This is a genomic window from candidate division KSB1 bacterium (assembly GCA_024655945.1).
In the GTDB taxonomy this organism is placed as follows: Bacteria; Zhuqueibacterota; Zhuqueibacteria; order JANLFK01; family Oleimicrobiaceae; genus Oleimicrobium.
In genome coordinates this window covers 1-25,323 of record JANLFK010000009.1, presented here as the reverse complement: position 1 = coordinate 25,323, position 25,323 = coordinate 1, and the positions used below count along the sequence as shown (strand labels likewise).

Here is a 25,323-nt window from a genome sequence, read left to right as displayed (position 1 = left end):
GGTGAGCAGCGGCCCCTTAGCGCACCAACACCATCTTGGTCGTCTTCACCACCTCACCAGCCACCAGCCGACACACATACACCCCGGAAACCACCTGGCGTCCCAGCTCATCGCGGCCGTCCCACCGCACACGGTAGGTCCCGGGCATCTGCTCCTCATCCACCAAACGCGCTATCCGCACCCCAAGCAGGTTGTACACCTCCACCCGCACGCGCCCCGCCCGTGCCACCTCGTACCGCACCTCCGTCTCCGGATTGAACGGGTTCGGGTAGTTGCCCAACCGATACTCCCTCGGCACCTCCCGACTCACCACCTCCACCCCCGTCCTCGGCCGCTGATTGTCATAATCCCACGCACTGTAAAACACCGGATCAATGCTGCCAAACTGCGACGCAACCATGGAAGCCGGCACACTGTCGTCGATGTTCTCGATGTGGTTGTTCCCATAACCACCCTCATTGTCGCCTCCCCCTACCCCAAACTTGAACTCCTGACCCACCACATCGTTCGAATCAGGCGAGTAAAAGCACACCAACGTGTACACCGTGTCCCCCGCCACCAGGTCACCATGCGTGCCGTCATCGTACATGCGGTGCGCCGGATCCGCCATCAAGCCCGCACCCCAGGTACCCCAGTCTCCCGTGGCCGGCCCGTTCATCGCCAAACCCCACGCCACCACCTGATCGGCTGAGGTCACATGCAAGGTCCCCTGAATGTCCCGCAACGTGCTCCCCGCCAACACCTGGTACACCGCAGGCCGCGCATCACAGGTGAACGTCACCGTCACCGGCCGCGCCACCACCGCCGTGTTCCGGAACAACGGCATCCGGTGTATGTCCGACTTGCTGGCCACCACATCCTCCACCGTGATGACCGCCCCCCCTATCGGATCCACCACCCGCCGCTCCGCCTCCCCCACCGTCTCCCCAGCATAGTAAAAGTTATAGTAAATCTCACGATACTCTATCCCCTTCTTCACCTTGTAGTACTGGTAGTCCAACTTCCCCCCTATCGTGGCCACCACCGTGTCGGTGGCCGTGTAGCGCGAGGTAAACCCAAGCCGCCGCATCTGCACCGTGCGCACCCCCGCCGCCGTGCCAAAATACCCCGAGCGCACCAACAACGTGTCCCCATGCGCAAAACCAAAATTCGCAATCGCCTGCCCCAAATCCGCTACCCACGTCACCACCACCTGATCCCGATGCTCCACCGCGCGCGGCCGCTTGTTGTCAAACCAAAACCAGTGCACCGTCGTGTCCACCCCACTCAAGTCCACGTGATTCTGCAAACTCGGATTGTACACCAAATTGCCCCAATCCTCATCCAACGCCGCACCCGCACGGTGCACCACCACCTTGAACTCTATCCCATGCCCCGCATACTGATCCGGCACATGCACCGCACCACTGTAGAAATACCCCCCACTGTACTGCCGAGAACCCATGTTCACATGGTCGCTCTCCCGCACCAACGGATACGTCCGCCCCCACGAAATCTCACCCGTCTGACCCCAATCCACATTGTTCGAACCCCGCAACCCTATCACCTGCGCCGCCGGGTTGAAATCCTCCCACCCCTGCACATTCACCCGCACCCATACCACAAAACTGTTCGGCTCCTCTACCCACGGCCGCGCATACTGCTCCGCACCCCACAACCAGCCATTCACAAACTGCAACGGCAAGGTCGTGTCCGCATCCCCCACCACCAACACCCGATTGCCGGTCGCCACATCCCCCTCCCAACCCTGGTGCTCCCACTCCGCTCCCCCATACACCGTGTCGTGCGCATTGGTGTAAAACTTAAACTCCACCCGCTCCCCAGGAGTGAACTCCGCCGTCCCCTTCCAGTAGTCGCCACCCACATTCTGCAAAAACACCGGCGATGCCCCACTCCACGTCAACGGCCCACCACTGCCTCGCACCTGCACCGTCGAGCTCGGCCCCAACGTGTCCGGCACCGTCGCCGTGTTCGCCACAAAAGTGACACGCACGCGAGATGGGGGGAATGCAGCACGATAGCGCGCCCTGGCTGCTTGCACATTGGCGAGCAGATCGGCCAGCCCGTCGCCGTACACTACCGCGTAGGTGAGAACCGCCGAGTCGCCGGGGGCAAGGGTGTAGGCACCAGCGTTAACATTGTAGATTGCCCCGTCTACGCCGAACGTCAGCGGACCGTCAAAGCCCGTCTCGGTCAGCATCTTGAAGCGCGTGGAGTCGTGCGCCTGGTCCGAGTTGGGATCTGGCGAGTAGTCGTGCCAGTCACGGATCTTGTAGGAATACGGCTCCCCAGAAACCAGCGCCACGCCCAGGTGTGGGGGATCGGTGCCGCGATAGTTGTAGGCGATGCGGTGGGTGGCATTCCATTCGCAAGTACCGTCGTATCCTGCGCCAACCATCGGCACTACCGTGGCACCCAGGTAGAGCTGCACGGTCTCTGCAGCCATGTTGACCACCGCAAAGCGCGCCAAAAAGAACTTGTCATTGTTCCAGCCATAGAGGTGCACGCGCACGTGCACGTTCGGCGGCAGATTGGAGTAGCTATTGTCGGCCTCCGTGTACAGCTCCACGTCGGCCTTGGTGGGTGTGGCAAGCTTGTAGGCGTTGATTACCTTGTCGGCATCCTGGACGTAGTCATACACGGCGTCCATGGAGAGGCCTGCCGACATTGTGATGCGACCCACATGCCGCGTCCCTGAGTTACTCGGCGCGTAGAGTCGAATCTGCCCCGCGTTGGTCAGATACAATCCCACTGCCCCTGTCTCGCCCCTGGCCTGTGCAAACGATTGGGATGCCATCATCAGCACAGCGACCAAGGCGACCAAGAGAAAAACCCGCTTTTCCATTTTCTACCTCCCTCGGCTACTGCAACCGATCTTCGCATGCTCGCGCACGCTTGCCCTGCTCATTCGCCATTCGCCTTGTTGTTGCTCGCCGTTGCCACGAACTCTGCCCCCTGCTCCAAGACCAGCGCTCTCCACATCACCTCCTTTCCCCATTTTGCCCCCATGGACAACCGCTGCACACCATCCGCCCGTGTGTGGACAGCACCCAGGCGCCCGCACCGGCACATGCACCACCTCAGAACTCTATCCCCAGGGAGAACCTCTGCACGTCATCCAGAAGGTTGAAAAACGAGTAGGCATAGTCCACGCGCACCCGCGAGCGCGCCAAGGGTAGTCGCACTCCCGCCCCCAGCGTCCAGTCCTCCTCATCGTAGTTGTAGCGATACCCCGCCCGCAGGAAGGCGACCTGCCGCAGGGCCAGCTCCGCACCGAGATTGATCCGCTCGTTGTTGTCGTTCGGGTGTGCCGCATCCACGGCTGCCCGCAAGGCCAGGAAAGGCGAACGGTACACATCGAAGGCAATGCCCACCTGAAAGTGCAACGGCAACGGATAGGTCTCTGTCTGGAGCCGTGCCGGGGTGAGGCGGTTGCGAGGGATCGAGACATTGCGGTCGTGGACCACATCGAGGTCGCGACCATCCAAGCGCAGGTCGGCGCCAAAGTTCGTCATAGCCATGGCGATAACCAGCTGGCGGAAGTCCAGCCGGTACTGCGTACCCACATCGAAGGCCACGCCGCTGGCGCTCTCGTGCCAGATCCTCTGGCGCACGTACTTGGCGGTCACGCCCACCGACATGCGGTCGGTCAATCCGCGGGCGTACGTCACCCCCAACGAGACGTCCTGCGCATCCCAGAACTCGCCGCTCCCTTCTGGCTGCAGCTCGGTGGTCACCTCCATCTTGTCCATGCCTAAGGAGTTTGCGGAGACACCAAAGACTCCCCAGCGCTCAAGGTTGAGCACATAGGCCACAGAGGTCATGTGGACGGTTGCGAACCACTGCAGGTGCGAGAAGTGGACCGCCTGCCGCTCCACGTAGGTGATGCCCGCCGGATTCCAGAACAGGGCCACAGCGTCCTCGGCCATCCCCAGGTAAGCCCCTGCCATGCCCACCGCCTGTGCTCCGACCGGAATCTGCAGAAACTGCGCCCCAGCGGTGCCCAAATTAGGATTCTGGGCCTGCGCGGGGCCAGGCAGGGCGAGCGCGAGCATTGCCGCAACGCTCACCGCCGCAAATAGGGTAAGAGTCCTCTGCATGCGCATGAACTCCTCTGTTGTCTACTTTATCACCGCGAAACGGCTGACATGCCGTGCCGTCTTGGTGCTCACCATGTACAGGTACACACCGGAACTCAGTTCTCGTCCCCCCTCAGCCCGTAGATCCCAGCTCTCCGTCCCAGTGCCGTTGGTGTGGTGGATCGTCTTGATCAAATCGCCATCCAGGGTAAAGACATGGATGGTACACTCTGCGGGCAGGTGAATGAACTGGATCTGGCGAAGGGGCTCGCGCCGCAGCTCGCCAAACTCTGGTTCAAATAGCGACGAAACCACGTAGGGATTGGGCACCACTTTGACCTTCGCCAGGTCCTCGTCGCGCAGCCGGCCTCCAGTCGAAGGCGCCTGCACCGCAAACGTGTAGCGGTCGCTGGCGCGCGGTGGATCGGGAATGTTTGTGCGAATGCGGAAGACATTGCCTGCCCCCGGTGCACTCTTTTCGTCAAAGACGATGCGCACAGCGATTCCTCCGAAGGCCACGCTCCCTCCGCTGGGCAGCGAATCACTCCGCGCCACAACCTGCCCGCTCCAGTTGGTCACCTGAAGGACCGCACGCTGCTTGCCACCCGCACTCGTCACCGGATCGGCAAAGCTCAGGGTGTAAATCATCTCGATGATCTTCGACTTGTCCACCACTGTCGGGGTGAGCTCCACCATGGCGGCTCCACTGACGCGGGCTACGGGGTCGAAGTACCCCGAGGGAATGACTTGCAGGAGCAGGCCATCCGTGGTGGCCAGCCAGCGCTTCCACTCCACGATGCGGGGCGAGAGTACCTCCGTTCCATCCGAACGCTGGGCGCGGATACCCGTCTGAATGACCAACGAGTCCCCCGGCTCCGGCACCAGCGTGGGCGGTGCGTCCGGATCCGGGTCAACAAGGGTCAAGGCCAGGCCTTCGAACTGGACAGTCTCCCCGGAGACATAGGCATGTCCCACGATAACATCGCGCCCCTGCGTCTGGTTGCGTATACGGAGCCGCCCTGCATCGTCAAAGGTAACGCCGTAAACGTCGCCGGAAACGAGCGCTGCATCCACCACGGTCACCAAGGCCTGCGTATTGAGATTGCCCCTGACAATTCTCGCCACCGGGGGGAAGCTCACCTCATACTGAAATCCGCCACATTGCCGCGCATCTGCCAAGCTCACCGCCAGGAAAAAGTCCGAAGGCCCAGCGTGCTCTATCGAGCCCACAGCGCCTGGTACCAGGTCCAAAGGCTCGCTGCGCGGCGTGGCCGCCACCGTGTTGATGGCCGCCAAGGTGTTGCCCCGCGGCGATTCCAGGCTCTCCACCGTGGAGTCGCCCTGGTCATAGCTGGTGATCGTGTACCAATACTCGAAACCGTTGACGACGTTGGTGTCCACGTAGCTGTACTGCAGGCCCGTGTCGAGCCCGATACCGTCTATCACATCAAACTCAGCGAGAGGTACGGGGTCGGGGCCTACATTGGGGTTCTCGTTGCGGTCGATCTGGTCCCAATGCACCCCGCCGTCGATGGACTTGTAGAGCCGATAGCCCTGAAAATCGAGCCGGTTGGAAAACGGATCCCGCTCGCTTTCCGGCCGATTGTCCCAGTAGAGCGTCACGCGGCCATCGCCAGCAACGGCAGTAAGCGCGGGCGGCGAAGGGGGCTTTGCCATCTCGAAATTGAGTTCTGCCGCTTTCAGCGCCATGAGCGTATTGGAGAGCAGCTGCCCCAGATCTTTCCCGGCGACGATGGCCGTCATGAAGGTGAGCGTATCTCCCACCTTGAGCGTGTACGGCCCAGAACTCATGGTGGCGACGACGTCCAGCCCACTGGCGGGAATTGTGTTTGGATCGTCGTAGTGCAAGGTCGGCAGGTTGCCCACGTGGAAATACCGGTTGCCCAATGGAGAACTAAACAGCCGCGGATCCGAGCTCATGATACGGTACTGTACCGTGTCCAGGTCCATGTCATCATCATAGAGGTTGTAGTGCCAATCGGTCACTCCCAGCTGCTTCCCATCCACCACCGGAGTCTTCAAGAAGGCGCAGCCGAAGTAGCCGGTAGTATTGCCCACCCATTCCGAGGTGTAGCCATCGTCGTAGAAGTAAAGCAGGTTCAACGACTCCTCAAAGGCCACGTGGTCGTCTGCGTACTCCGGGTCGCCGCCAGAGACGTTGCCGACGTCGATGTCCACATAGAGGGCGAAATAGAGCGAATCTAAGTCAGATTCGCCCTTGTTGATTACGTCAAAAGCAAAAAAGATCATGTCCTCTAAGGACTTCAGACCGAAGGCGTAGCTGGTCTGGGCGATATGTACCCCGAGCCGCTTCACCGTGTTATTGCTGTCACTGTAGACACAGAAAGCGTCCTGGTCAGACTTGATGATGGGGTTGCCGGCGGCGTCCCGCACCGGCCAACCTGTCGCCGGCCACGACGATGGGTCGTCGCTCATCGCCACTTTTGCGAACGCCGGGTTATGGTAGCCACCTACGGCTTCCCACTCCTCGTTGGTGGTGAAGCGTCCTTGAATCACATTGCCAGGAATACCGACGAACGGGTTGATGCGGTAGATGTAGTGCCGTCCGCTGCCGTAGGGGTACTCGCCGCTGGGACCCTGGCTCAACCGCCTTGGGTAGAGCTTGCCTCGGTTCTCGAAAAACAGGCCGATGTTGCTGGCGTTGTGAATGCCGGCAGCCCGATCCTTGATACCCAAAGGCTTTGCCAAGTCGTTTGCAGCTTCCCTGTCTTTGTCTTTCCCTCCGGAAAGCTGTTGCGCCCCAGCAAGCGAGGCACTCACCAAGATCGAAAGCAGAACAAAGAGAAGGGTTCTTCGCATGGCATGGTTCCTCGTAGGCCGAGCCACTGCTGACGCACCCAATGCGACCTCACAACCGCACGCCAAGTCCGATACGCAGGCGGCGCGGTGGCCCATAGTTGCTTGGGTCGCGCATATATTCCAGGGAATGATTTCCCTGGCGCGTAAAATCCGGTTCTCCGGTATCAGGATAGACGTAGACGACGTTCTTGAAGTTGGTCAGGTTTAGCGTCTCGACAAAGAGCCGCACCTTCACGCCCATCAGGGGAAACGTTCGCCCGACCTCGCAGTCCAGCGTGTAGTTGGAGGGCATGCGCGCCGAATTCCTGATCACGAAACCCACATCGCGCCCGGAAGGCGTGTAAGGGAAACCGCTGCTGGCGCTCAGCATGAAACTCCAATCAGTATGGGCCAAGGGGTAGACCCCCAGGAGTTCTGGGCCCTCTCCTGTACCAAAGCGGGCACTGAGAGAGGCATTGAGCACGTGTGTCTTGTCAAAGTCCAAAAAGTAGAGCAGCGTGGATTCCTGCGTGCCAGGATATTGCTCTGTCTCGGAAGAGGCACTCCCTTTGGCCACCGAGTAGGTGTAAGTCAACGAGCCTTGCACTGCCGGCTTTGGCCGGTACTCCACATTGACCTCAAAACCCTTGATGTTCGCGTAATCCTCGTTCACGTACAGCGTGTATCCCACATATCTGCCGGAGAAGTAGGGCATGTAGTAGTGCGTGCCAATCAGTCCGGTCACGTCCTTGTAATAGGCGGTCACGTGGGCGGCCAACGCATTGCTGAACTGGTGGGCGAGCCCGGTCTCGTAGGCCACCGTCTTTTCGGCATCAAGGTCCGGCTGCCCGAAGAGAGGCTCACGCACGTTCAAATCGTATTGCCGGTTTTCGTAGAAGTACTGGTATTCCGGATTCTGGAAAAAGTGCCCATAGGCAAAGTGTAGTTTGGTGCGCTCGCTCACCGGATGAGCGATGCCGATACGCGGACTGAGCTGCCATTTGGGCTTGACCTTCTGCTCGCTGGCAGGGTCTAACGGGCTAGCGCGGAACTTGGTGCGCGCATTGGCATAGTCAAAACGCAGGCCGATGTTCACCGTCAGGTAGGGGTACTCGATCTTGTCCTGCAGGTACGCCGAGCCCTCCAGCGGTTTCTGATTGTAGTCGTTGATGTACGGAAAATCCCTGGTGGGGTCATAGATGTCGAATAGGCGGAGATGGTGTTGCTTGACCTCGAAGCCCGACTTTAGCTCGTTGCGCTGGCCGATCTGCCACACGAAATCGCTCTTCAGGTCGAGGGTGTGCGTCTTGCTCTTGGTGAGCTGCAAGGGATCCGCCTTGCTGTAGAACTCGTAGCCGTTGCCAGCCCACGGCACATACTGCCGCACTGCAGGAGGCACATACTCCGAGGTGTCCTTGTCAACCCCGCTGTAGTAGTCTTGACTGAACACCGACAGCCGCACATCGTAGAACATCCGGGCAGAGACCGAATGTGTCAAAGACAAGATGGCCTGTCGACTATGTGACCGCGTGCGGGTGTACTGTTCAGGGATGTATTTCCAGAGGTGGTTGTACGGCTGGCTCTTGGTCTCGCTGTAGCGACCGCTTATGGCGACTTTCAGCCAAGGGGCCGGGCGCGCTGTCAGCTTGGCAAAGCCCGTTGCCTCTCGCCGATAGCCAAAAGGCAACCAGCTGTCTCGCTGATTCTGTTCGCCGGAAAGAAAATAGGAGAGCTTGCTCTTCAGCAGCGGGCCGCTCACGTAGCCGTTGGTACGCCACTCGCCGTAGTCATGATAAGGGGCTATCCCGAACTGGCTCGTTCGCGTCTCTATACTGCCGGAAACAACATCAGAGCCCTCCCTGGTGACGATGTTGACAATGCCGCTCAGTGCGTCCCCGTACTCTGCGCTGAAGGTGCCGCTCAGAAGGGTGAGCTCCTTGATGGCGTCGTTGTTGACCCTGGTACCCAGACCCCCGAACAGCGGATCTTCCACATACATGCCGTCGACCAGGTACCCGACCTCGTTGCCGCGCCCACCGCGAATGTGGAGGCTACTTCCTCGGGCGATTACTCCGGCTTGCGTGGCCAGCACCTCGGTGAAGCTCTGCACCGGCAGGGCGTCTATGCGTTCCTGGTCAACCACCGCGATGCTGCTGGTCACATCCCTCTGGATGAAAGGCCTCTCCGCCGTGACCACGACCTCCGGCAGAGTTATGGTGGTCTCCGGCAGCGCAAAGTCAACCCTGGTCGTGAGATCGGCGTTTACCCGCACCCCAGCGACGGTGGTGCGGCTGTAGCCCATCATCTGCGCGGTCAGCGAATAGCTCCCTGGCGGCACGTTGATGATGAAGAAGGTGCCATCTGAACCAGTGGCCGCGCCCAGCATGGTTCCTTCGACGAGCACGCTTGCGCCCGCAAGGGGCAAGCCGCTGGCCTTGTCCCTCACCACGCCGGTGACCTTTCCCGTCGTGCCGGCCAGGAGCTGCGAGGCTATCGCCAAGCACAGGACACACAGCAAACGCCTCCGCACCCTCATGGTTCCTCCAGAAAAACTGAGACTGCTCCCAAAAATCAAGCGCTCACTTCGATGTCATGCCGCAGCGCGATAACGCCCGCCTTCAATATAGCCACATTCCCCTGAATTGTCAAGTACGATTCTTGCTCTCACGGCCTGACCGCGCCCCGAGGATGCATATCGGAATTCGTTCGGAAAGCGCGGACGATGCCCCCAGCGACACACTCAACCAGGCCCAGGGGAGAAAGCCATGGGCCTTCTCCCCTCGGGTCTTCATGCGTTGCTGGTGAGCAGCGGCCCCTTAGCGCACCAACACCATCTTGGCCGTCTTCACCACCTCACCAGCCACCAGCCGACACACATACACCCCGGAAACCACCTGGCGTCCCAGCTCATCGCGGCCGTCCCACCGCACACGGTAGGTCCCGGGCATCTGCTCCTCATCCACCAAACGCGCTATCCGCACCCCAAGCAGGTTGTACACCTCCACCCGCACGCGCCCCGCCCGTGCCACCTCGTACCGCACCTCCGTCTCCGGATTGAACGGGTTCGGGTAGTTGCCCAACCGATACTCCCTCGGCACCTCCCGACTCACCACCTCCACCCCCGTCCTCGGCCGCTGATTGTCATAATCCCACGCACTGTAAAACACCGGATCAATGCTGCCAAACTGCGACGCAACCATGGAAGCCGGCACACTGTCGTCGATGTTCTCGATGTGGTTGTTCCCATAACCACCCTCATTGTCGCCTCCCCCTACCCCAAACTTGAACTCCTGACCCACCACATCGTTCGAATCAGGCGAGTAAAAGCACACCAACGTGTACACCGTGTCCCCCGCCACCAGGTCACCATGCGTGCCGTCATCGTACATGCGGTGCGCCGGATCCGCCATCAAGCCCGCACCCCAGGTACCCCAGTCTCCCGTGGCCGGCCCGTTCATCGCCAAACCCCACGCCACCACCTGATCGGCTGAGGTCACATGCAAGGTCCCCTGAATGTCCCGCAACGTGCTCCCCGCCAACACCTGGTACACCGCAGGCCGCGCATCACAGGTGAACGTCACCGTCACCGGCCGCGCCACCACCGCCGTGTTCCGGAACAACGGCATCCGGTGTATGTCCGACTTGCTGGCCACCACATCCTCCACCGTGATGACCGCCCCCCCTATCGGATCCACCACCCGCCGCTCCGCCTCCCCCACCGTCTCCCCAGCATAGTAAAAGTTATAGTAAATCTCACGATACTCTATCCCCTTCTTCACCTTGTAGTACTGGTAGTCCAACTTCCCCCCTATCGTGGCCACCACCGTGTCGGTGGCCGTGTAGCGCGAGGTAAACCCAAGCCGCCGCATCTGCACCGTGCGCACCCCCGCCGCCGTGCCAAAATACCCCGAGCGCACCAACAACGTGTCCCCATGCGCAAAACCAAAATTCGCAATCGCCTGCCCCAAATCCGCTACCCACGTCACCACCACCTGATCCCGATGCTCCACCGCGCGCGGCCGCTTGTTGTCAAACCAAAACCAGTGCACCGTCGTGTCCACCCCACTCAAGTCCACGTGATTCTGCAAACTCGGATTGTACACCAAATTGCCCCAATCCTCATCCAACGCCGCACCCGCACGGTGCACCACCACCTTGAACTCTATCCCATGCCCCGCATACTGATCCGGCACATGCACCGCACCACTGTAGAAATACCCCCCACTGTACTGCCGAGAACCCATGTTCACATGGTCGCTCTCCCGCACCAACGGATACGTCCGCCCCCACGAAATCTCACCCGTCTGACCCCAATCCACATTGTTCGAACCCCGCAACCCTATCACCTGCGCCGCCGGGTTGAAATCCTCCCACCCCTGCACATTCACCCGCACCCATACCACAAAACTGTTCGGCTCCTCTACCCACGGCCGCGCATACTGCTCCGCACCCCACAACCAGCCATTCACAAACTGCAACGGCAAGGTCGTGTCCGCATCCCCCACCACCAACACCCGATTGCCGGTCGCCACATCCCCCTCCCAACCCTGGTGCTCCCACTCCGCTCCCCCATACACCGTGTCGTGCGCATTGGTGTAAAACTTAAACTCCACCCGCTCCCCAGGAGTGAACTCCGCCGTCCCCTTCCAGTAGTCGCCACCCACATTCTGCAAAAACACCGGCGATGCCCCACTCCACGTCAACGGCCCACCACTGCCTCGCACCTGCACCGTCGAGCTCGGCCCCAACGTGTCCGGCACCGTCGCCGTGTTCGCCACAAAAGTGACACGCACAGGGCCGCCGCTTGTCACCCGGATGGGGTTATCCAGCTTGATGTCATAGTAGCTGCGGTCGGAAAAGTCAAGCGCCGCATTGGTGACGAAGTAGCCAATGTTGAAGTTACCAGAGCTCCTGCCGACGGTCATTTCCACCGTCACGTCGACATACCCGGTGTCCAGGTTCGACGGATAGGCGTTGTTCCCCTGGTAAACCACCCACTTCATATCCGGCCCGCTTGGGAAGTTTTGCTCAAGAGCCGGCTCCCAGTAGTCCACTTGGCCACCCGGGTCGCCGTCAGCTACATCTGCGGGTAGATAGGTCGCATAGTCGGGACCAAAGTCGCCAGAATAGTACACCGAGTCAACGGTCCAGTCGTTGGGCACCAACACCGCAAAGATGCCATGATGCGGATTGGCATCGGTGCCCTCGGTACGCACCTCGATGGTGGCCACAATCTTGGAGCCAGTGGTGGCCGTTGTGACCTGGTCAACGCTGAGAATGGTGAAGCAACCACTCACCAACGGCAACACTACCGCCAGCGCCAACAAGGCAAGCGTTCTGCTACGTGTCATGTTCCACCTCTTTGCTTTTTCCATCCTTCGTGCCCGGGGAATAACCCGAGCGCACACCGCGTCTGCCGACACACAACGCCGCCTTCACAAAGGGCCGCGCGTGTGCGTCTTCAAGAAGCCCAACCAATGTCACCCCACGCCCCCCCTGCATCACCTCCTTTCCCGTCGCCTTACTGCTCCTCCCTCGGCCAGATACCCCGTCATTCTGTCCTTCGTGAGATCGCCCCCCCTTAGAAGGTGACCGAGGCGCCAACCATGTGCACCGGCTCAAAAAGCCCAAAGTCCGCGAAGGTGTAGTCAAACTGCCAGGCCAGCCTTGGGTCCAGCGCCAGGCGCACCCCCACGCCGGCAGTCAACCCCTCTTCGCTGCTGCTTCTGAACAGGGATTTGTAACCGCCGCGCACGGTCAGCAGCCTGAACAGCTCGAACTCCGCGCCCACGTTCACCGTTTCGGTGTTGTCGCTCGGCCTGAAGGCATCGGCCGCCACGGTGAGACGGTAGTTCTGTTGGCGAAGCACGTCCATGGCCAGACCGACGCGGAAAAACAGCGGCAGAGGCCAACTCTCGGTCTTGAGCTTGCCCACGATGGTTTCGTTGTGTCCGATGTGCTCGGGGTCCAGGTCAACCCTGTGCAGGAGGTCGCGGCCGTCGTGGCGCATATCCGTGCCAAAGTTGCTGATGCTCATCCCCAGCCTGAGGTCTTTGAACTGCGTGACAAACAGGAGCCCTACATCCAAGGCGAGCGCGCTGGCCGTTTCGTTCCACAGCTTCTGCTGGATGTACTTCACGCTGCCGCCAATGGAAAAGCGATCGGTGAGGTTCCGGCAGTAGCTCAGTGCGGCAGCCATGTCGGTTGCCCCCCAGCGCTCGCCTGTCCCCTCCGGCAGGTAGACCGTGGTCACCTCCTCCTCTCCGTAGTCGAGATGGGTGAAGCTCAGGCCAATGGCATTGTCGGCATCCAGCTTGAGGCTCAGGCCTACCCAATTGAGGTTGGTGCCCAATAGCCAGCGGGTGTGCGCCACCACCAGTTGCGAATTGGGCATTTGGGAAAGGGCGCCGGGGTTGTAGTGCAGGCCTGTCGCATCGTTGCTCACGGCGGCAAAGGCGCCACCCATCCCGGTCGCCCGCGGGCCCACACTGATGCCCAAGAAGGGCACCGCAGTGGTCCCCACTTTCGTCTGGGCCCATGTCGTACCTGTCGCAGCCAACGCCAGGGCTGCCACGCCTATCAACCACGCACTACGTGCCACTCGCATTGTTCACTCCTGCTTATGACCAGAGTGAATGGGCGCTACTTGATAATCGCAATCTTGCCCGTCTTTTTGCCAACAGGGGACTCGACCACGTAAAAGTAGATGCCCGCGGCTACGTCCAGGTTCTCCTTGGTCTTGAGATTCCACGACACGGCCCCATCGTGGATGTTGCCGTCGTGCTCCAACGTGACCACGTGCTCACCACGGGAGGTGAAGATGTGCACCTTGGCCCGCGCCGGCAAGTGGATAAAGTCCATCTTCCGCTCACCGCGCCCACTGACCACTGCCGGCGGCAAGGGAAGCTCATGGGCAGTGGCGACCACGTACGGGTTTGGCACCACCTTCACCCGTTCCAACTCCCGCGCCGCCTGCTCAGCACTCAGCTCGGGCCGTTCCGTGGTGAACTCGAAAACATCTCCTGCCCGGAATGGCTTCCTGGTCACGATGGTCAGTGTGTCCCCGGCGCCGTAGACGAAAGCCTGGCCGGTGCGGCTCGTGAAGGTGATGTCGTAAGTGTACAGCTGTTCCCCCTGCAGGCCGTTTTCGACAAGGATAAGCTCGTCAAAGGGCGTCAGTTTGCCGTCGCCGTTCATGTCGACAAACACAAAGTCGATGTAGCGCCCATCGGTGAGGTTGTACACCTTAAAGTTCACCGGGATGGGATCGACGTAATACTTGGGGATACCCAGCGAGGTGTCAATTACCCCATCGGCGAACTCGATGCGGTAGTCCGCCGGGTGCCAGTAGCCCATGAGCCTCTCCACCCCAAAGTAGGTGTCGACAATGGTCAGCTTGAAGTTGTATCCCTTCTCCGGGTGACTCCAGCGGGAAGCGAGCGTGTCCAGCCTCACCCTCCAATCATTGTTGAACGCTAAGCGCACGCCGTCGAAGATGTCGGTGTCCTTGGTCTCGCCGACCCACGGGCTGCCCTCGATGAACGGGCTGCGATAGACCGGATGGTACTGGTAGGTAACAGAATAGGCTTCTCCATAAAGCAAGTCGCCTGACTGGCGTCCACGAATGCGGCCGCGTACAAGGTCCAGCTCGTACTTCGATGGTGCGACCTCCCTGCCGCTGCCGTCCTTGACCACAATCGTCCCGGCAACAAGGTGCGTGTTGGGCAACGCCACCGAGAACGTGTCGCGCGCCACAAAGGTGCTCGTCACGGGAGTCACCTTCTGCACCGAGTAGAAGGTGGTGGTGGGCACGAAATACTCTTCGGGGTCCCGGGCGTCGACATTAGGTTCGCCCGGGTCAGGCAGCCCATTGCCCTCTGTGCCATCGGGATCGTCGGTGTTCGGCTTGCCGTCGGAACCCACATCATCGGTGAGCGCATTCCAGTCGCCATCGTTGTCGACGCCGTCGTTCCCCGTGTCCAGGAACTCAACGCGGTAGGTGTGCCCGGTCTGTGCCTGCTCGTCGACGACCACGTAGAAGAGCTTGCCAGTACCGACGCTGGACAGCGGCGGCACCAGCATACTCCCCTGCGGGGGAACATAGCCTGCCACCGCTGCATTGGGGATGGCCACCGCCGTGTTGCGATAGGTCCGCACCTCACCGGAGGGCAACACATCGATGCGTTTGTCGTTCTCTTTCGGGAAGATGTCTAAAGTCTCATCGCCCCGGTCGTAGGCCACCACGGCGTAGAAGTAGCGCCGCCCGTTTTCCACGTCATAGTCCACGTAGCTGTGCTCGAGGCCGGTATCGTTGCCCAGGTAGAAGGAGGCGCCATGGCTCTGCTGGAAGAGCTCTGCACTTCCGCGGAAGTAGCCTTTGATGCCGTTCTTCAGGTCAAACTGCGCAATGGGCTTGTACTGGATGGGTCGGCCGTCCGCATCGGTGACGCCGAACACCTCGTTGAAGTTGTGGTCGGTGGCGCGGTAGATCTTGTACCCCTCAAAGTCCTTCACCTTTAGCACCGGGTCTACGGACTCTTCGGCGCGCCGGTCCCAGTAGAGGGTGACTTTCCCGTCGCCTGGGACCACGGTGAGCATGGGCTTCTCCGGTGGCGGCGGAAAACGGTAGTCGCTGTTGTAGATCTTTTGCACCGTCTCGCGGTTCTTCAGCAGGTCAGCGATGTCCACCTGCGGGCCGCCTCCCTCTCCGTAGACCAGCGCCAGTGAGAAACGCTGCGTCTCACCCGCGCGCAGGGGGAAGTAGCCGGAGCCGTAGATAAAGTCGCCGTCTTCGCCCCGCTCCGGTTTGTTGTTCACGATCGAGGAGGGGACTTCAAAATAGCCGGGTGCCAGGCGCCGCCAGAGGTCCTCGTCGTCAGCCATGGAGAAAGCACGGGCAGGCGTGAAGTACTCAAAGCTCGTCAGGCCGATCTGGTCAGACTCATCCACGTCGGTCTGGTCGAAATTCGGCTCGCCAGGAGTCGGCCGGCCATCGCCCTCGCCCGGATCGTTAGTGCCTGGTACCCCATCGGCTCCTACATCGTCATATTCGGCATTCCAATCGCCATCGTTGTCGATGCCATCGTCCCGCTTCTCATCGATGAGGGGGTCGTTCAGGCCCAAGCCGGTGATGTAGTCTTTGTGCCGCACCGGATTGAAGCGGTCGATGAGCACCTTGCCCGTGCGATCCTTGCGAATCTGGTAGTAGTGTAGGTAGTAGTTCTCGTCGATCAGCCCATCGAGGTCGTTGTCAATGCCATCGTAGGCATTTGGGTTGACCACCTCCAAGCCGTCCTGGATGACCACATTGCCTTCCACCAGCTCGGTCACGCCTGGCTTGACCTGCACCAGGTAGGGCACCCCTCTGGCGGCGCCGCGTGTGACGAAGGTGGTATCGCGCGGGGGTACCGTTACCACCGTGCGATGGTAGTCGTCGTCGATCACCACCACCTTGTCGCCCGCGCGGATGACGCGCTTTTGAAAGTCGGCCTGCACAAAGAACGGCCCAGTGGCTGGGATGAACGGATGCTGGTCGGCGTCACCGTCGTTGTCGATGCCGTCGTATCCGTTGCCTGGGCTTTCGAGAAAAGCATAGCCGACCACTCCCACCGGCCCGGTCCAACGTGGGTTTCGGCTGCAATCATCATCAAAGTCCGCCGTGTAGGTGAGGTCCTTCTCCACATCGAAGAACGAGTAGTCGTCATCATATTCGCGATAATCTTCTGTTGAAGTGACGCCCACATAAGTGCCCACCAACATGCCGAAGACGACCTTGCTGTAGTCGGTGGTGCTGGTGTTGGTAATCTCGTAGAGCCAAAAGATACAGTCCTGGGCCAAAAAGTCCGACCACTGCATGCCGCGCACTTTCACCTGCAGGCCCAGGCCGTTGCGATTGGGGTTGCGCGCGTCCGGCTTGAAGGCCACGCCCCAGCGGTTGTACTGCGCGACGTTGAACTCCTCGTCGTTCTGGTCATCCAGCACAAAGAAGCACTCTTCCGAGGCCGTGGTTGTCTTGCCAAAAAAACCGTTCCACGAGCCTGGCCAGCCGGGGTCGAAGGGGTCATTCATTTTGTCTGGCCACACCGGCGGCCACGAGCGGGGGTCGCTGTAGAGCGCGACACCTTGCGAGTACTCGTTGAAGTACCCGGCCACCGGCTCGAACCCCCAGTAGGTGCCGGAAGGCGATAGCTCGTGTTGCGTGGTGGGCCGGTCCACTGGACAGACGACCACCGAATGGAACGTCTTGCCCTGGGCAACAACCTCGGCGCCCACCAACGGGCTCACGTCACCGATATAGCCGTTGTCGTCGTAGATCCAGGCCCCGCGTTTCCCTCTTTGCGCCGGCTGTCCGATGACGCCCCAATTGCCAAAGACCGTCTTCACCAGGTTGCCGCGCATCACCGCGTCGCGACGGTACTGACGGCCGCTCTGCGCCTGCGCCCTGTCCGCCATTGCCAGCGCTCCTACCACCAGCAGCGCTGCCACTATGCCGAATCGGCTCCTCATAATCACTCTCCGCGCTAAACCGCTTTCCTAACGCGCCTGGCCAAAGTCGAAGGTCAGCCCTACCTCTACCCTGCGGGGTTCCGAATAATGCGTGGGATTGGTAAACCAGTCCTCCAGGGTGTTCACCAGCTGCAGAGGGTTGCTTGACCTGGCTACCGCTTCGTCATAGGTAAAGCCCGCACGTCCGGTGTCGTTGTAAACATTCACTTCATTGAGCCTGTCCAGAACGTTGAACACCCGCACGAACAGGGTGAGCACCCCGGGCCGCAGCCGGAACTCCTTGTACGCTCGCAAGTCGATGTTCAGGTTACCCGGCTTGCGCTGGCTGTTGGTCAGCAGGGTCGAGATGTCGGCAGTAGAGCGAGGCGTGTAGGGCAGGCCGCTCCCCAGTTGCCCGATGAGGCTTGCCCCGTACCCTCGCCCAGCATATGAGACCGTGCCATTCAAGGTGTGCCGCTGATCCCAGTCCAATGGGGTGAGCTGTACCTCCGGCAATGCACCGCCGCTCAGGGCGTTGCGTGCCTGCTCCGGGTCGGAGTTGGTCCCCTTGGCAATCTGCATGGTGTAGTCCAGCGAGGCGGCCAGGCCACCCGAGAAACGCTTGTTCAGCGACACGATGATGCCTCTAATGAAGCCAAAGTCGCTGTTGACCAGCTTGCTATACCGCCCAAACCCGCCGAACAGCACAATCTCTTGGGCCTGGGTCCCGGCCAAATTGCGGACGTCGCGGAAGTAGCCGGTCACATGCAGCGACAGGTCCTCGGTCAGTTGCTGCTGCAGGCCGATCTCGCCGCTCACCGTCTGCTCAGGCTTCAGGTCGGCGTTGCCGATCACCCCCAGGTTCCCTGTGCCGGTTCCCAACTCAAAATCCGGGTTCTGGTACAAGCGCTCGAACCGGGGAATCTGGAAAAAATGCCCGTAGGAGAAGTGAATCACACCCCTGTCCGTGATAGGGAAAGACACTCCGAGCCTTGGGCTCACCTGCACCTTGGCGCTGGCCTTCTTGTACCAATACTGCTGCCGCTCCGCCAGCGTGACGGCCGGCTCGCCGGCGTCCCAGATGCCGTTCCCCTCGGTGCCGTCCAAGTCGTGCGTTCCTGGCCGGCCATCGCTCCCCCAGTCGTGATAGCGGTTCTGCGGCTTGATGGGATTGTAGATGGTCGGGTCGGTCTCATCAGTCAGCACCACGCCATCCGGCTCGAAGTAGTCCATGCGCACGCCCACGTTGACGATAAAGTTCTTGAACTCCATCTTGTCCTGCAGATAGGCGGAAAACTCGGTGGGGCGATGCGTGTACTGGCTGGCGTAGATAGTCGAATCAGGCAGAACGCGGGTGGCGATGAAAGGACTCTCGAAGAGCGGATCGATGGCTGACTGCGTGAGAACCGGTTGCAGGGTCACGTCTCGCTGGTAGACCTTGTGCTTGCGGAATTCGAGCCCCCCTTTGAGCTGGTGGGTGGCGGTCACCTGGCTGGTGAGATCGAATTTTGCTAAGTAGGTATCCGTCCGCCGCTCGAAGCGCGCGTTGTCGGTGCCACCCGTCTTGAAGCTGTAGGCCCCTTGCAAACCGATGTCGGGATGGACATAGCGCGGGTCATGGGGGTCTTCGTAGGTCCAGCTCTTGTACGCCTTGCTGAACTGCGAGAGGCCGAGCGTATAAAAAGTTTTCGAGGAGACGAGATGGGTGACCTTGACGATGTTGGTCAGTCCTGTTCTAAACCGCTGCAACTGACCGTCGGGGTTGCACTTGTAATCGCGCTGATAGTCCTGGTAGTCGACATCGTCCAGGATCACATTGTACGCCAGCTGCAGCCAGGGCACCGGTTTGTACATGAGCTTGCCCTGCAAGTAGAGTTTGCGGTTCCAGTTCATGGGCACAAAGGCGCCATCGCCGCGCGCACCCTGGTGGGAGGCACGCAGCTTCTGGTAATAGACCGCAAACGAGTCGGCACTGATGTTGCGCGCGCGGAGCTCATTCTGCGTCAGGACCGAGTCCAGCAGGACATTCGTGCCCAGGACGTACTGGAAGCCCCGCTGGCCAGGTCCCACCACCCTGCTTTCCTCCAAAAACTCTGGGAACACCTGCTCCACCACCTGCTCCGGCAGGACGACACTGGCGGTCACCGCATGCGGCCGGTAGCGGCGCTGTCCGAACAGCCAGCCGTCAAAGTAGATGTAGCGCGCGTTCACAAAGTAGGAGAGTTTGTCGCGCCATATGGGCCCTTCCAAGCTGCCCTCCACGTTGCGAATGGCCACCGGGTTGATGTTCTTGATGTGCGGAAAGATATTGTCGTGCGTGCTCAGGTGATCGCCAAGGTAGGTGGTAAAGGAGCCGCCAAACGTATTCCCACCTTCCTTGGTGGAGATGTTGACAATCCCCGACATGGCCTGTCCGTACTCAGCATTGAAGGCCCCGCTTACCACCTGCAGCTCTTGCACCATGTTCTTGTTCACGTCAACGACCGTGCCCCCGTCGTAGACGTCAGTGACCGGGATGCCGTCGATCCAGTAGCTTATCTCGCCGGAGCGGCCGCCGCGGATGTGCAGCCCGCCGCCGGCATCGCGCACCAACCCGGCAGTCAGCGCCAACGCCTCGTGCACCTCGGTCACCGGCAGGGCCTTGATCTCCTCAGATCCCATGACGGCCGTGCTCGCGGTCAAGTCCTTGACCACCATGGGCCGCTCGGCTACCACCGTGACCGCCTCGCCTAATTCCAGAACCGTGCTCCGCAGCTTGAAGTTGATCTCTGTGGTCAGATCGATGGAGACGCGCACGTTCTCCACGCGCATCGGCGAGTAGCCTATCATGCTGGCGCGCAAGGTATAAGTGCCAGGCGGCACAAAGAGCACCACGTACCGCCCGGTGCCGTCGGTGGCGGCCCCCATTGTGGTCCCTTCCAAGGTGATGTTTGCCCCAGGCAGGGGCTCGCCGGTCTCGGCGTCCAGAACCATGCCTGCGATCTTGCCGGTGGTGCCTGCCCCGACGAGACTTGGCAGAGTCATCAGCACGAGGCCGACCGCAGCATTACGCACACAGCGGTGCACCATTCTCATTGCATGCCACTCCACATTTCTCCCACTGTCGCGGAGGTTGACTCTTCTCCCCTCAGGCGATGGTCACCTGGCCCTCGACAGAAGCATGTGTCCCACAACTGCGCCGCACCACCAGGCTGGTGGCAAAGGTGCGCGCAAAGCGCGGCGCCTGCGGTTGCCTGATGCGCTCCGCCAGCCTGTCCACGGCCAGGCGCCCCATCTCCAGCATGGGCTGGTGCATTGTGGTCAAACCGAGCAGCTCGGCAATCTCGATGTCGTCAAAACCGACAATGGCTATATCCTCAGGCACTCGCACGCCTGCCTCGCTGGCTGCACGCATCGCCCCTTCTGCCTGGACGTCACTTGAGACGAACACTGCGGTGGGGCGCTCATCACCCAAGGCGAGAAGTTGCCTCATGGCCCGGTAACCTGCTTCCCTGCAGAACCCGTCCTGGCCAGGGATCGAGTCGACCACCACCACGTAGCGTTCGTCCACCGGAACGCCTGAGTCAGCCAAGGCCTGACGATACCCCTGCAGCCGCACCCGCGCCGGCAAGCTGCGCAGATGGCCGACAATCATGCCCACGCGCCGATGGCCAAGTTGCAGCAGGTGACGTGTCGCCTGATACGCGCCTTCCCGATTCTCCACAGTGATGGAATCCAAGGCTGGATGGAAGCTGTCCACCAGGACGATGGGCACTCTGGCACTTACGAATTTGCGGGCGTAACGATCAGATATGGGCAGCGAGATGAGCAACACGCCGTCGACGCGGCGCTCACGCAGGGTGCGCTCCAAAAAGAGCTCCAACTTGTCGGTCTGATGAACGCTGTAGAGGATCAAGTCGTAGTGATGGCGGATAGCCTCTTCCTGCACGCCGCGCAGCAGCTCGACAAAAAAATAGCCCGTGAAAATGGGCAGGATGATGGCGATCATGTCGGTCTTGTTGCGGGCCAGACCTTGGGCGAGGGCATGGGGGCGATAGTTCAGTTCCTGAATGGCCTTCAGGACCCGAGCCTTGGTGGTGGCTGCGATGAGCGGGCTATCGTTGATGGCGCGCGACACGGTGCCGATGCCGACTCCGGCGCGCCTGGCCACATCGTAGATAGTCACCGGCATGACTGGTCTCGTCGGCGATTGAGCGAGCGTTTGCTGAGACGCACTGCCGCAGGGCCTGGAAGCCCTTCCAAAAAGCGCCGTATGTTACGAAAAAAATCGCCAAAAGTCAAGTAATTTTTTCGCGAGACCCAAAACCTCCGGGAGGTTGGCCTGCGACGTTCGCTCGCCCCGTGCCCATCTGCGCGCCCTGCAAAAACCTCCCGGAGGTTCGCCCCTCGTCGATTTTCGCCAAAGACCTCGTGGGAGGTTGGTCCACCGGTTTCGCTTGCCGACGCGCTCGTCCGCTGCGCCTGCGAAAACATCCCGGAGGTTAACCCTTTGCGCCTCAAGCCTCCGTTGAAGCCGCCGCGCAGCACCCCACCGCAGCAACTCCGAGCCAAAGCATCCTGAACAGTTGTGCGCTGGCCGAGCTGCTACTCGTGAGGCCCTTTGCCAGAGGGCGACCCTGCGCCTCGCTGCTTCTGCGAAAGGAGCCATTTTGCAGGTCATCTCATGCGTGCAGTCAGCTGGGCGAGGCGCGAAGAAGACAGCCCGTGAAAGACGTTCCCAGCCCATAAGGCAAGCCAACCGACCTGGAGTGAGGAAAGAGCCATCCAGGCACTACCCTACAGAGCGACGCGGCCCGCCGAAGCAATAGCGCATCGGCCATCTAAAGGCACCGCGTGACCAGGCTCGTCACGGGGAGAGCCCCCAAGCCACCTGTGGCGACAGAGCCGCCCTCAAGCACCGGCGCTTATGGATGAAGCATTGAAGCACCATAGCCGTGGAGGTTCCACTGCACCGATGCTCGAACTCGGCTGCTTTCAGAGCAGGCTCGGCGATAAGGTGTTGACCTATCCCCTGGTTCCCGTTGACAACGGCTTTGTGGAAGCTATGAATGCCAGTGTGAAGACCATGAGCATCAGACCCAGGGGGCGGCGATCGACGGCGCTCTTTTCTGGCCCATTGCTCCACTCCCTCGGCAGCCTCAAGAGGTTCACATCCGTGCACAAATTCGGGTGAGGAGCCCCGATTCTTACCAACGCCGTTTCAGCGGAGTAACGCGAATTTCTTCGATTGAACAGCAGAACCGGCGCGTAGGGAATAGAGGTAAATGCCGGACGGAAGATCGCCAGCATCAAGGGTAACGGAATGCTCGCCCGCCTCGCATTGTGGATGGACTAACACCACCACCTCATGGCCCTGTAGGTCGTAAACGGACAGTCGGACCATATCCCTTTTGGGCAAAAAGAAAATAATCCTGGTCTGACCATTGAAAGGATTGGGGGCGTTTTGGTACAATCGCATCTGTTTGGGTATCTGAGGCTCTGGTTTCACACCGGTCATCCTTTTTTCCGTCACATAATACATTATGAAGAGCGAATCCATCCAGACGATCGCCGGATCTTTGACCTCTACGTATTCCAGTTCCGAGGACGGGTCATAGGGGAGACGGACGCCTTCTTCCAGAGTCCATTGGTTTCCATCAGAAGAATACAGAGAATAGATGCCTTCTCGGGGAGCTCTATTCGAGAAGCCATAAAACCGATAGCCTCCTCCGGGGAGGGCGATACCATTGGCCATCATAATCCCGTTGGCATCAAGATTGGGCCGTTGGAAAAAAGTAAGACCATCGAACGAGTAGGCGCACCAGTTCTCAAAATCGCGCGCCCCACCGGCGAAATAGCGCAAGGTGTCGCCCGTCCATAACAAGGAAGGGTCAAGAACAGCTTGTCCGTTTACGCCAAAGCGAAACCCATCCTCCAAAGTAAAATGAATGCCATCCTGAGAAACGGCAGAATAGGTTCTGGGAAGAATAGCGTCGGATGGAGAAGCGGTAAAATAGAGCCGTAAGAGGCCCCCTTTGAAGATGACATCTGGATCGCATGGTCGTCGGCCAAGAAAATTCTCACTGCCGGGAATGTCAACTTTGTGAAATGTCCAATCCTGAAACCCGTCCGCCGAGATGCCCACCTTGATGACATCCTGATCTGCCAACATCCCGTTCTTGATTTGCTTCGTCAAGCCTTAAAAATAGAGATAGACCTTGCCTTCGGCTGTAACGACGGCATCAGGCACATCGGCCGAATCACACGCCACCAAGGATTGCTTTTGCCAGACAAGTCAGTCACGGGATGTGGCAATCAAAAGGCGATGCTGGAGGGGTTGTGCCATCCCTGGTTCAAGAGACCAAAGAGCCAGAAGCAGCCCCAGTAAAAAAGCTAGGCCATAATGGAAGTTTTTCATCTCCTGTCCTCCTTTTTTCTTGCTCCTCTCCAGAATTTGTGCACGGTGTGGTGGAGGTAACTACTTGAAAGGCATGAGGGATATTCGTGACTTTTGGGGCAATACGCAATACCCAGAGCTACGAAGAGGTCTCTCATGCCGATTGAAAAGATGGTAAAGTGGACTTTGGGAATCAAGGATCATTTTGTCGCAAGCGTCACCGGTGACCTCAAGGGACTGACCATTCACCTTGGGCTCAACCCCGGCCGGCATCGGGAATGTGCCCGTTGCGGCAGCCGCCGCCCAGTGCGCCACCGTCTGTCCCGCAGAGCCAGGGGAAGAGCTCGTTGTCGTACCCGCTCACTCTGGCGTTGGCCGAGTGGGGACGCTTGTTGGCCATAGGCGGAGTAGACGCCTGTTTGGTGTCCCCAGGCAGGCGGTCCCCTCCGCCCCGCTGGTCTTTGACCGGTTCCATCTTGTGCGTCATCTCATGCATGCCGTCGACCAGGTGAGACGCCAGGAGGCACACCGTCGCGCAAGAGCAATCCGGAGCTGTTGAGGGGGACACGCTACCTCTGGTTGAAAGACCCCTCACGGCCGAGTCCCCCGGAGCGCTCCTGGTCGCCGGGGCGACAACGCCTGAGCTACTTAGAGGGATTGAATCTCCGCATCAGTCGCGCCTATCTGCTCAAGGAGCAGTTCCGTCATCTCTGGCAGCAACGCAGTCGCCATGACGCAGCCGCGTTCCTGGAGCACTGCATCACCATGGCCATGGAGTCCCAACTGCGCCCGTTGCACGAGTTCGCCTCCCTGCTCAGCAGGCATCGCGAGGGGGTGCTCGCCTACTTTGAGCTTCCCATTGACAATGGCCTTGTGGAGGCAATCAATGCCAGTGCCAAGGCGATCAGCATCAGGGCACGGGGCTACCGATCCCCGGTGGTCTTTTCTACCCTGTTGCTCCACTGTCTCGGTGGCCTCAAGACGCCCACATTCGTGCACAAATTCGCGTGAGGAGCCTGTCATGTTATATGGTTTCCATCTAACACGCACAACGCTACGCTCACGGCTCGTCAACTGGGCTTTTAACGCCTTTCCCACCTCGGTTCAGTACATGGGTATAGCTGATCGCCGTTTTCACGTCCTTGTGCTCGAGAAGCTCCGGGACAGTGCGGATGTCATACCCACCGGCCAGCAGATGCGTAGCAAAAGAGTGGCGGAAGGTGTGGCACGTCGCCCGCTTGGTCAGTCCAGCCTCCCTCACCGCTTGCGCCACCGCCTTCTGGAGGATGGCTTCATGGACGTGATGCCGCCCTTGCTGCCCGGTCTTGGGATTCGTCCAGCAATGCTCTTGCGGGAAGACCCATTGCCAGCGCCACCCGCGAGAGGCGTTCGGGTACTTGCGATCAAGTGCATCGGGCAATGCAACCCGGCCGTAGCCGTCACGCAAGTCTTTCTCCTGAATCGCCTTGACCTTTTGCAGGTGGTCTTGCAGGGGTTTCTTCAGCGACTCCGGCAGCATGGCTATCCGGTCTTTTGCGCCCTTGCCGTCGCGGAGGAGAATTT

At 60.1% G+C, this 25,323-nt stretch carries 15 protein-coding genes; 2 read left to right on the top strand and 13 right to left on the bottom strand.

Annotated elements, in window-relative coordinates; translation table 11 throughout:
* Positions 1 to 16 precede the first annotated feature (16 nt).
* The 10 genes from NUW13_11355 to NUW13_11310 all read right to left on the bottom strand — a co-directional run bounded on the left by NUW13_11355 (position 17) and on the right by NUW13_11310 (position 21,555).
* Positions 17 to 2,845: a T9SS type A sorting domain-containing protein gene (locus tag NUW13_11355; protein ID MCR4439618.1), complete on the bottom strand. Its 2,829-nt coding sequence runs from the start codon at positions 2,843 to 2,845 to the stop codon at positions 17 to 19.
* Positions 2,846 to 2,904: 59 nt separating this feature from the next.
* On the bottom strand, positions 2,905 to 3,072 hold the full coding sequence (locus tag NUW13_11350) for a hypothetical protein (GenBank protein MCR4439617.1): 168 nt from the start codon (positions 3,070 to 3,072) through the stop codon (positions 2,905 to 2,907).
* Between the two features lie 8 nt (positions 3,073 to 3,080).
* A complete protein-coding gene (locus tag NUW13_11345) occupies positions 3,081 to 4,100 on the bottom strand; it encodes a PorV/PorQ family protein (protein ID MCR4439616.1) in 1,020 nt (339 codons plus the stop codon).
* 21 nt (positions 4,101 to 4,121) lie between these two features.
* The gene (locus NUW13_11340; GenBank protein ID MCR4439615.1) at positions 4,122 to 6,920 is read right to left on the bottom strand and encodes a hypothetical protein; all 2,799 of its coding nucleotides are present in this window, start codon (positions 6,918 to 6,920) and stop codon (positions 4,122 to 4,124) included.
* A gap of 49 nt (positions 6,921 to 6,969) precedes the next feature.
* Positions 6,970 to 9,435, bottom strand: a complete 2,466-nt coding sequence (locus tag NUW13_11335; GenBank protein MCR4439614.1) for a TonB-dependent receptor — start codon at positions 9,433 to 9,435, stop codon at positions 6,970 to 6,972.
* Positions 9,436 to 9,715: 280 nt separating this feature from the next.
* Positions 9,716 to 12,250, bottom strand: coding sequence for a T9SS type A sorting domain-containing protein (locus NUW13_11330; protein ID MCR4439613.1), 2,535 nt, complete (start codon positions 12,248 to 12,250; stop codon positions 9,716 to 9,718).
* A gap of 230 nt (positions 12,251 to 12,480) precedes the next feature.
* Complete coding sequence (locus NUW13_11325; GenBank protein MCR4439612.1) at positions 12,481 to 13,506, bottom strand: PorV/PorQ family protein; 1,026 nt, start codon at positions 13,504 to 13,506, stop codon at positions 12,481 to 12,483.
* Between the two features lie 35 nt (positions 13,507 to 13,541).
* Positions 13,542 to 17,405, bottom strand: coding sequence for a hypothetical protein (locus tag NUW13_11320; protein MCR4439611.1), 3,864 nt, complete (start codon positions 17,403 to 17,405; stop codon positions 13,542 to 13,544).
* Positions 17,406 to 17,432: 27 nt separating this feature from the next.
* Complete coding sequence (locus NUW13_11315; GenBank protein MCR4439610.1) at positions 17,433 to 20,459, bottom strand: TonB-dependent receptor; 3,027 nt, start codon at positions 20,457 to 20,459, stop codon at positions 17,433 to 17,435.
* A gap of 52 nt (positions 20,460 to 20,511) precedes the next feature.
* The gene (locus NUW13_11310) at positions 20,512 to 21,555 is read right to left on the bottom strand and encodes a LacI family transcriptional regulator (GenBank protein MCR4439609.1); all 1,044 of its coding nucleotides are present in this window, start codon (positions 21,553 to 21,555) and stop codon (positions 20,512 to 20,514) included.
* 783 nt (positions 21,556 to 22,338) lie between these two features.
* Here NUW13_11310 and NUW13_11305 point away from each other — a divergent pair.
* A complete protein-coding gene (locus NUW13_11305) occupies positions 22,339 to 22,557 on the top strand; it encodes a hypothetical protein (protein MCR4439608.1) in 219 nt (72 codons plus the stop codon).
* 27 nt (positions 22,558 to 22,584) lie between these two features.
* Here NUW13_11305 and NUW13_11300 read toward each other — a convergent pair whose 3' ends face one another.
* The gene (locus tag NUW13_11300; protein MCR4439607.1) at positions 22,585 to 23,559 is read right to left on the bottom strand and encodes a T9SS type A sorting domain-containing protein; all 975 of its coding nucleotides are present in this window, start codon (positions 23,557 to 23,559) and stop codon (positions 22,585 to 22,587) included.
* A gap of 457 nt (positions 23,560 to 24,016) precedes the next feature.
* Positions 24,017 to 24,235: a hypothetical protein gene (locus NUW13_11295; GenBank protein MCR4439606.1), complete on the bottom strand. Its 219-nt coding sequence runs from the start codon at positions 24,233 to 24,235 to the stop codon at positions 24,017 to 24,019.
* A gap of 77 nt (positions 24,236 to 24,312) precedes the next feature.
* Between NUW13_11295 and NUW13_11290 the strand changes: the two genes are divergently transcribed.
* Positions 24,313 to 24,771 (top strand): transposase, encoded by a 459-nt coding sequence (locus NUW13_11290; GenBank protein MCR4439605.1) that lies wholly within the window; start codon positions 24,313 to 24,315, stop codon positions 24,769 to 24,771.
* Between the two features lie 49 nt (positions 24,772 to 24,820).
* Here NUW13_11290 and NUW13_11285 read toward each other — a convergent pair.
* Positions 24,821 to 25,323, bottom strand: a 503-nt coding sequence (locus NUW13_11285) for a tyrosine-type recombinase/integrase (protein MCR4439604.1), incomplete at its 5' end; no start/stop codon positions are given.

Coding starts and splice junctions, on each gene's coding strand:
- NUW13_11355 (MCR4439618.1), bottom strand. CDS start 2,845: ATGGAAAAGCGGGTTTTTCTCTTGGTCGCCTTGGTCGCTGTGCTGATG.
- NUW13_11350 (MCR4439617.1), bottom strand. CDS start 3,072: ATGTGCCGGTGCGGGCGCCTGGGTGCTGTCCACACACGGGCGGATGGT.
- NUW13_11345 (MCR4439616.1), bottom strand. CDS start 4,100: ATGCAGAGGACTCTTACCCTATTTGCGGCGGTGAGCGTTGCGGCAATG.
- NUW13_11340 (MCR4439615.1), bottom strand. CDS start 6,920: ATGCGAAGAACCCTTCTCTTTGTTCTGCTTTCGATCTTGGTGAGTGCC.
- NUW13_11335 (MCR4439614.1), bottom strand. CDS start 9,435: ATGAGGGTGCGGAGGCGTTTGCTGTGTGTCCTGTGCTTGGCGATAGCC.
- NUW13_11330 (MCR4439613.1), bottom strand. CDS start 12,250: ATGACACGTAGCAGAACGCTTGCCTTGTTGGCGCTGGCGGTAGTGTTG.
- NUW13_11325 (MCR4439612.1), bottom strand. CDS start 13,506: ATGCGAGTGGCACGTAGTGCGTGGTTGATAGGCGTGGCAGCCCTGGCG.
- NUW13_11320 (MCR4439611.1), bottom strand. CDS start 17,405: ATGAGGAGCCGATTCGGCATAGTGGCAGCGCTGCTGGTGGTAGGAGCG.
- NUW13_11315 (MCR4439610.1), bottom strand. CDS start 20,459: ATGAGAATGGTGCACCGCTGTGTGCGTAATGCTGCGGTCGGCCTCGTG.
- NUW13_11310 (MCR4439609.1), bottom strand. CDS start 21,555: ATGCCGGTGACTATCTACGATGTGGCCAGGCGCGCCGGAGTCGGCATC.
- NUW13_11305 (MCR4439608.1), top strand. CDS start 22,339: ATGCTCGAACTCGGCTGCTTTCAGAGCAGGCTCGGCGATAAGGTGTTG.
- NUW13_11295 (MCR4439606.1), bottom strand. CDS start 24,235: ATGGAACCGGTCAAAGACCAGCGGGGCGGAGGGGACCGCCTGCCTGGG.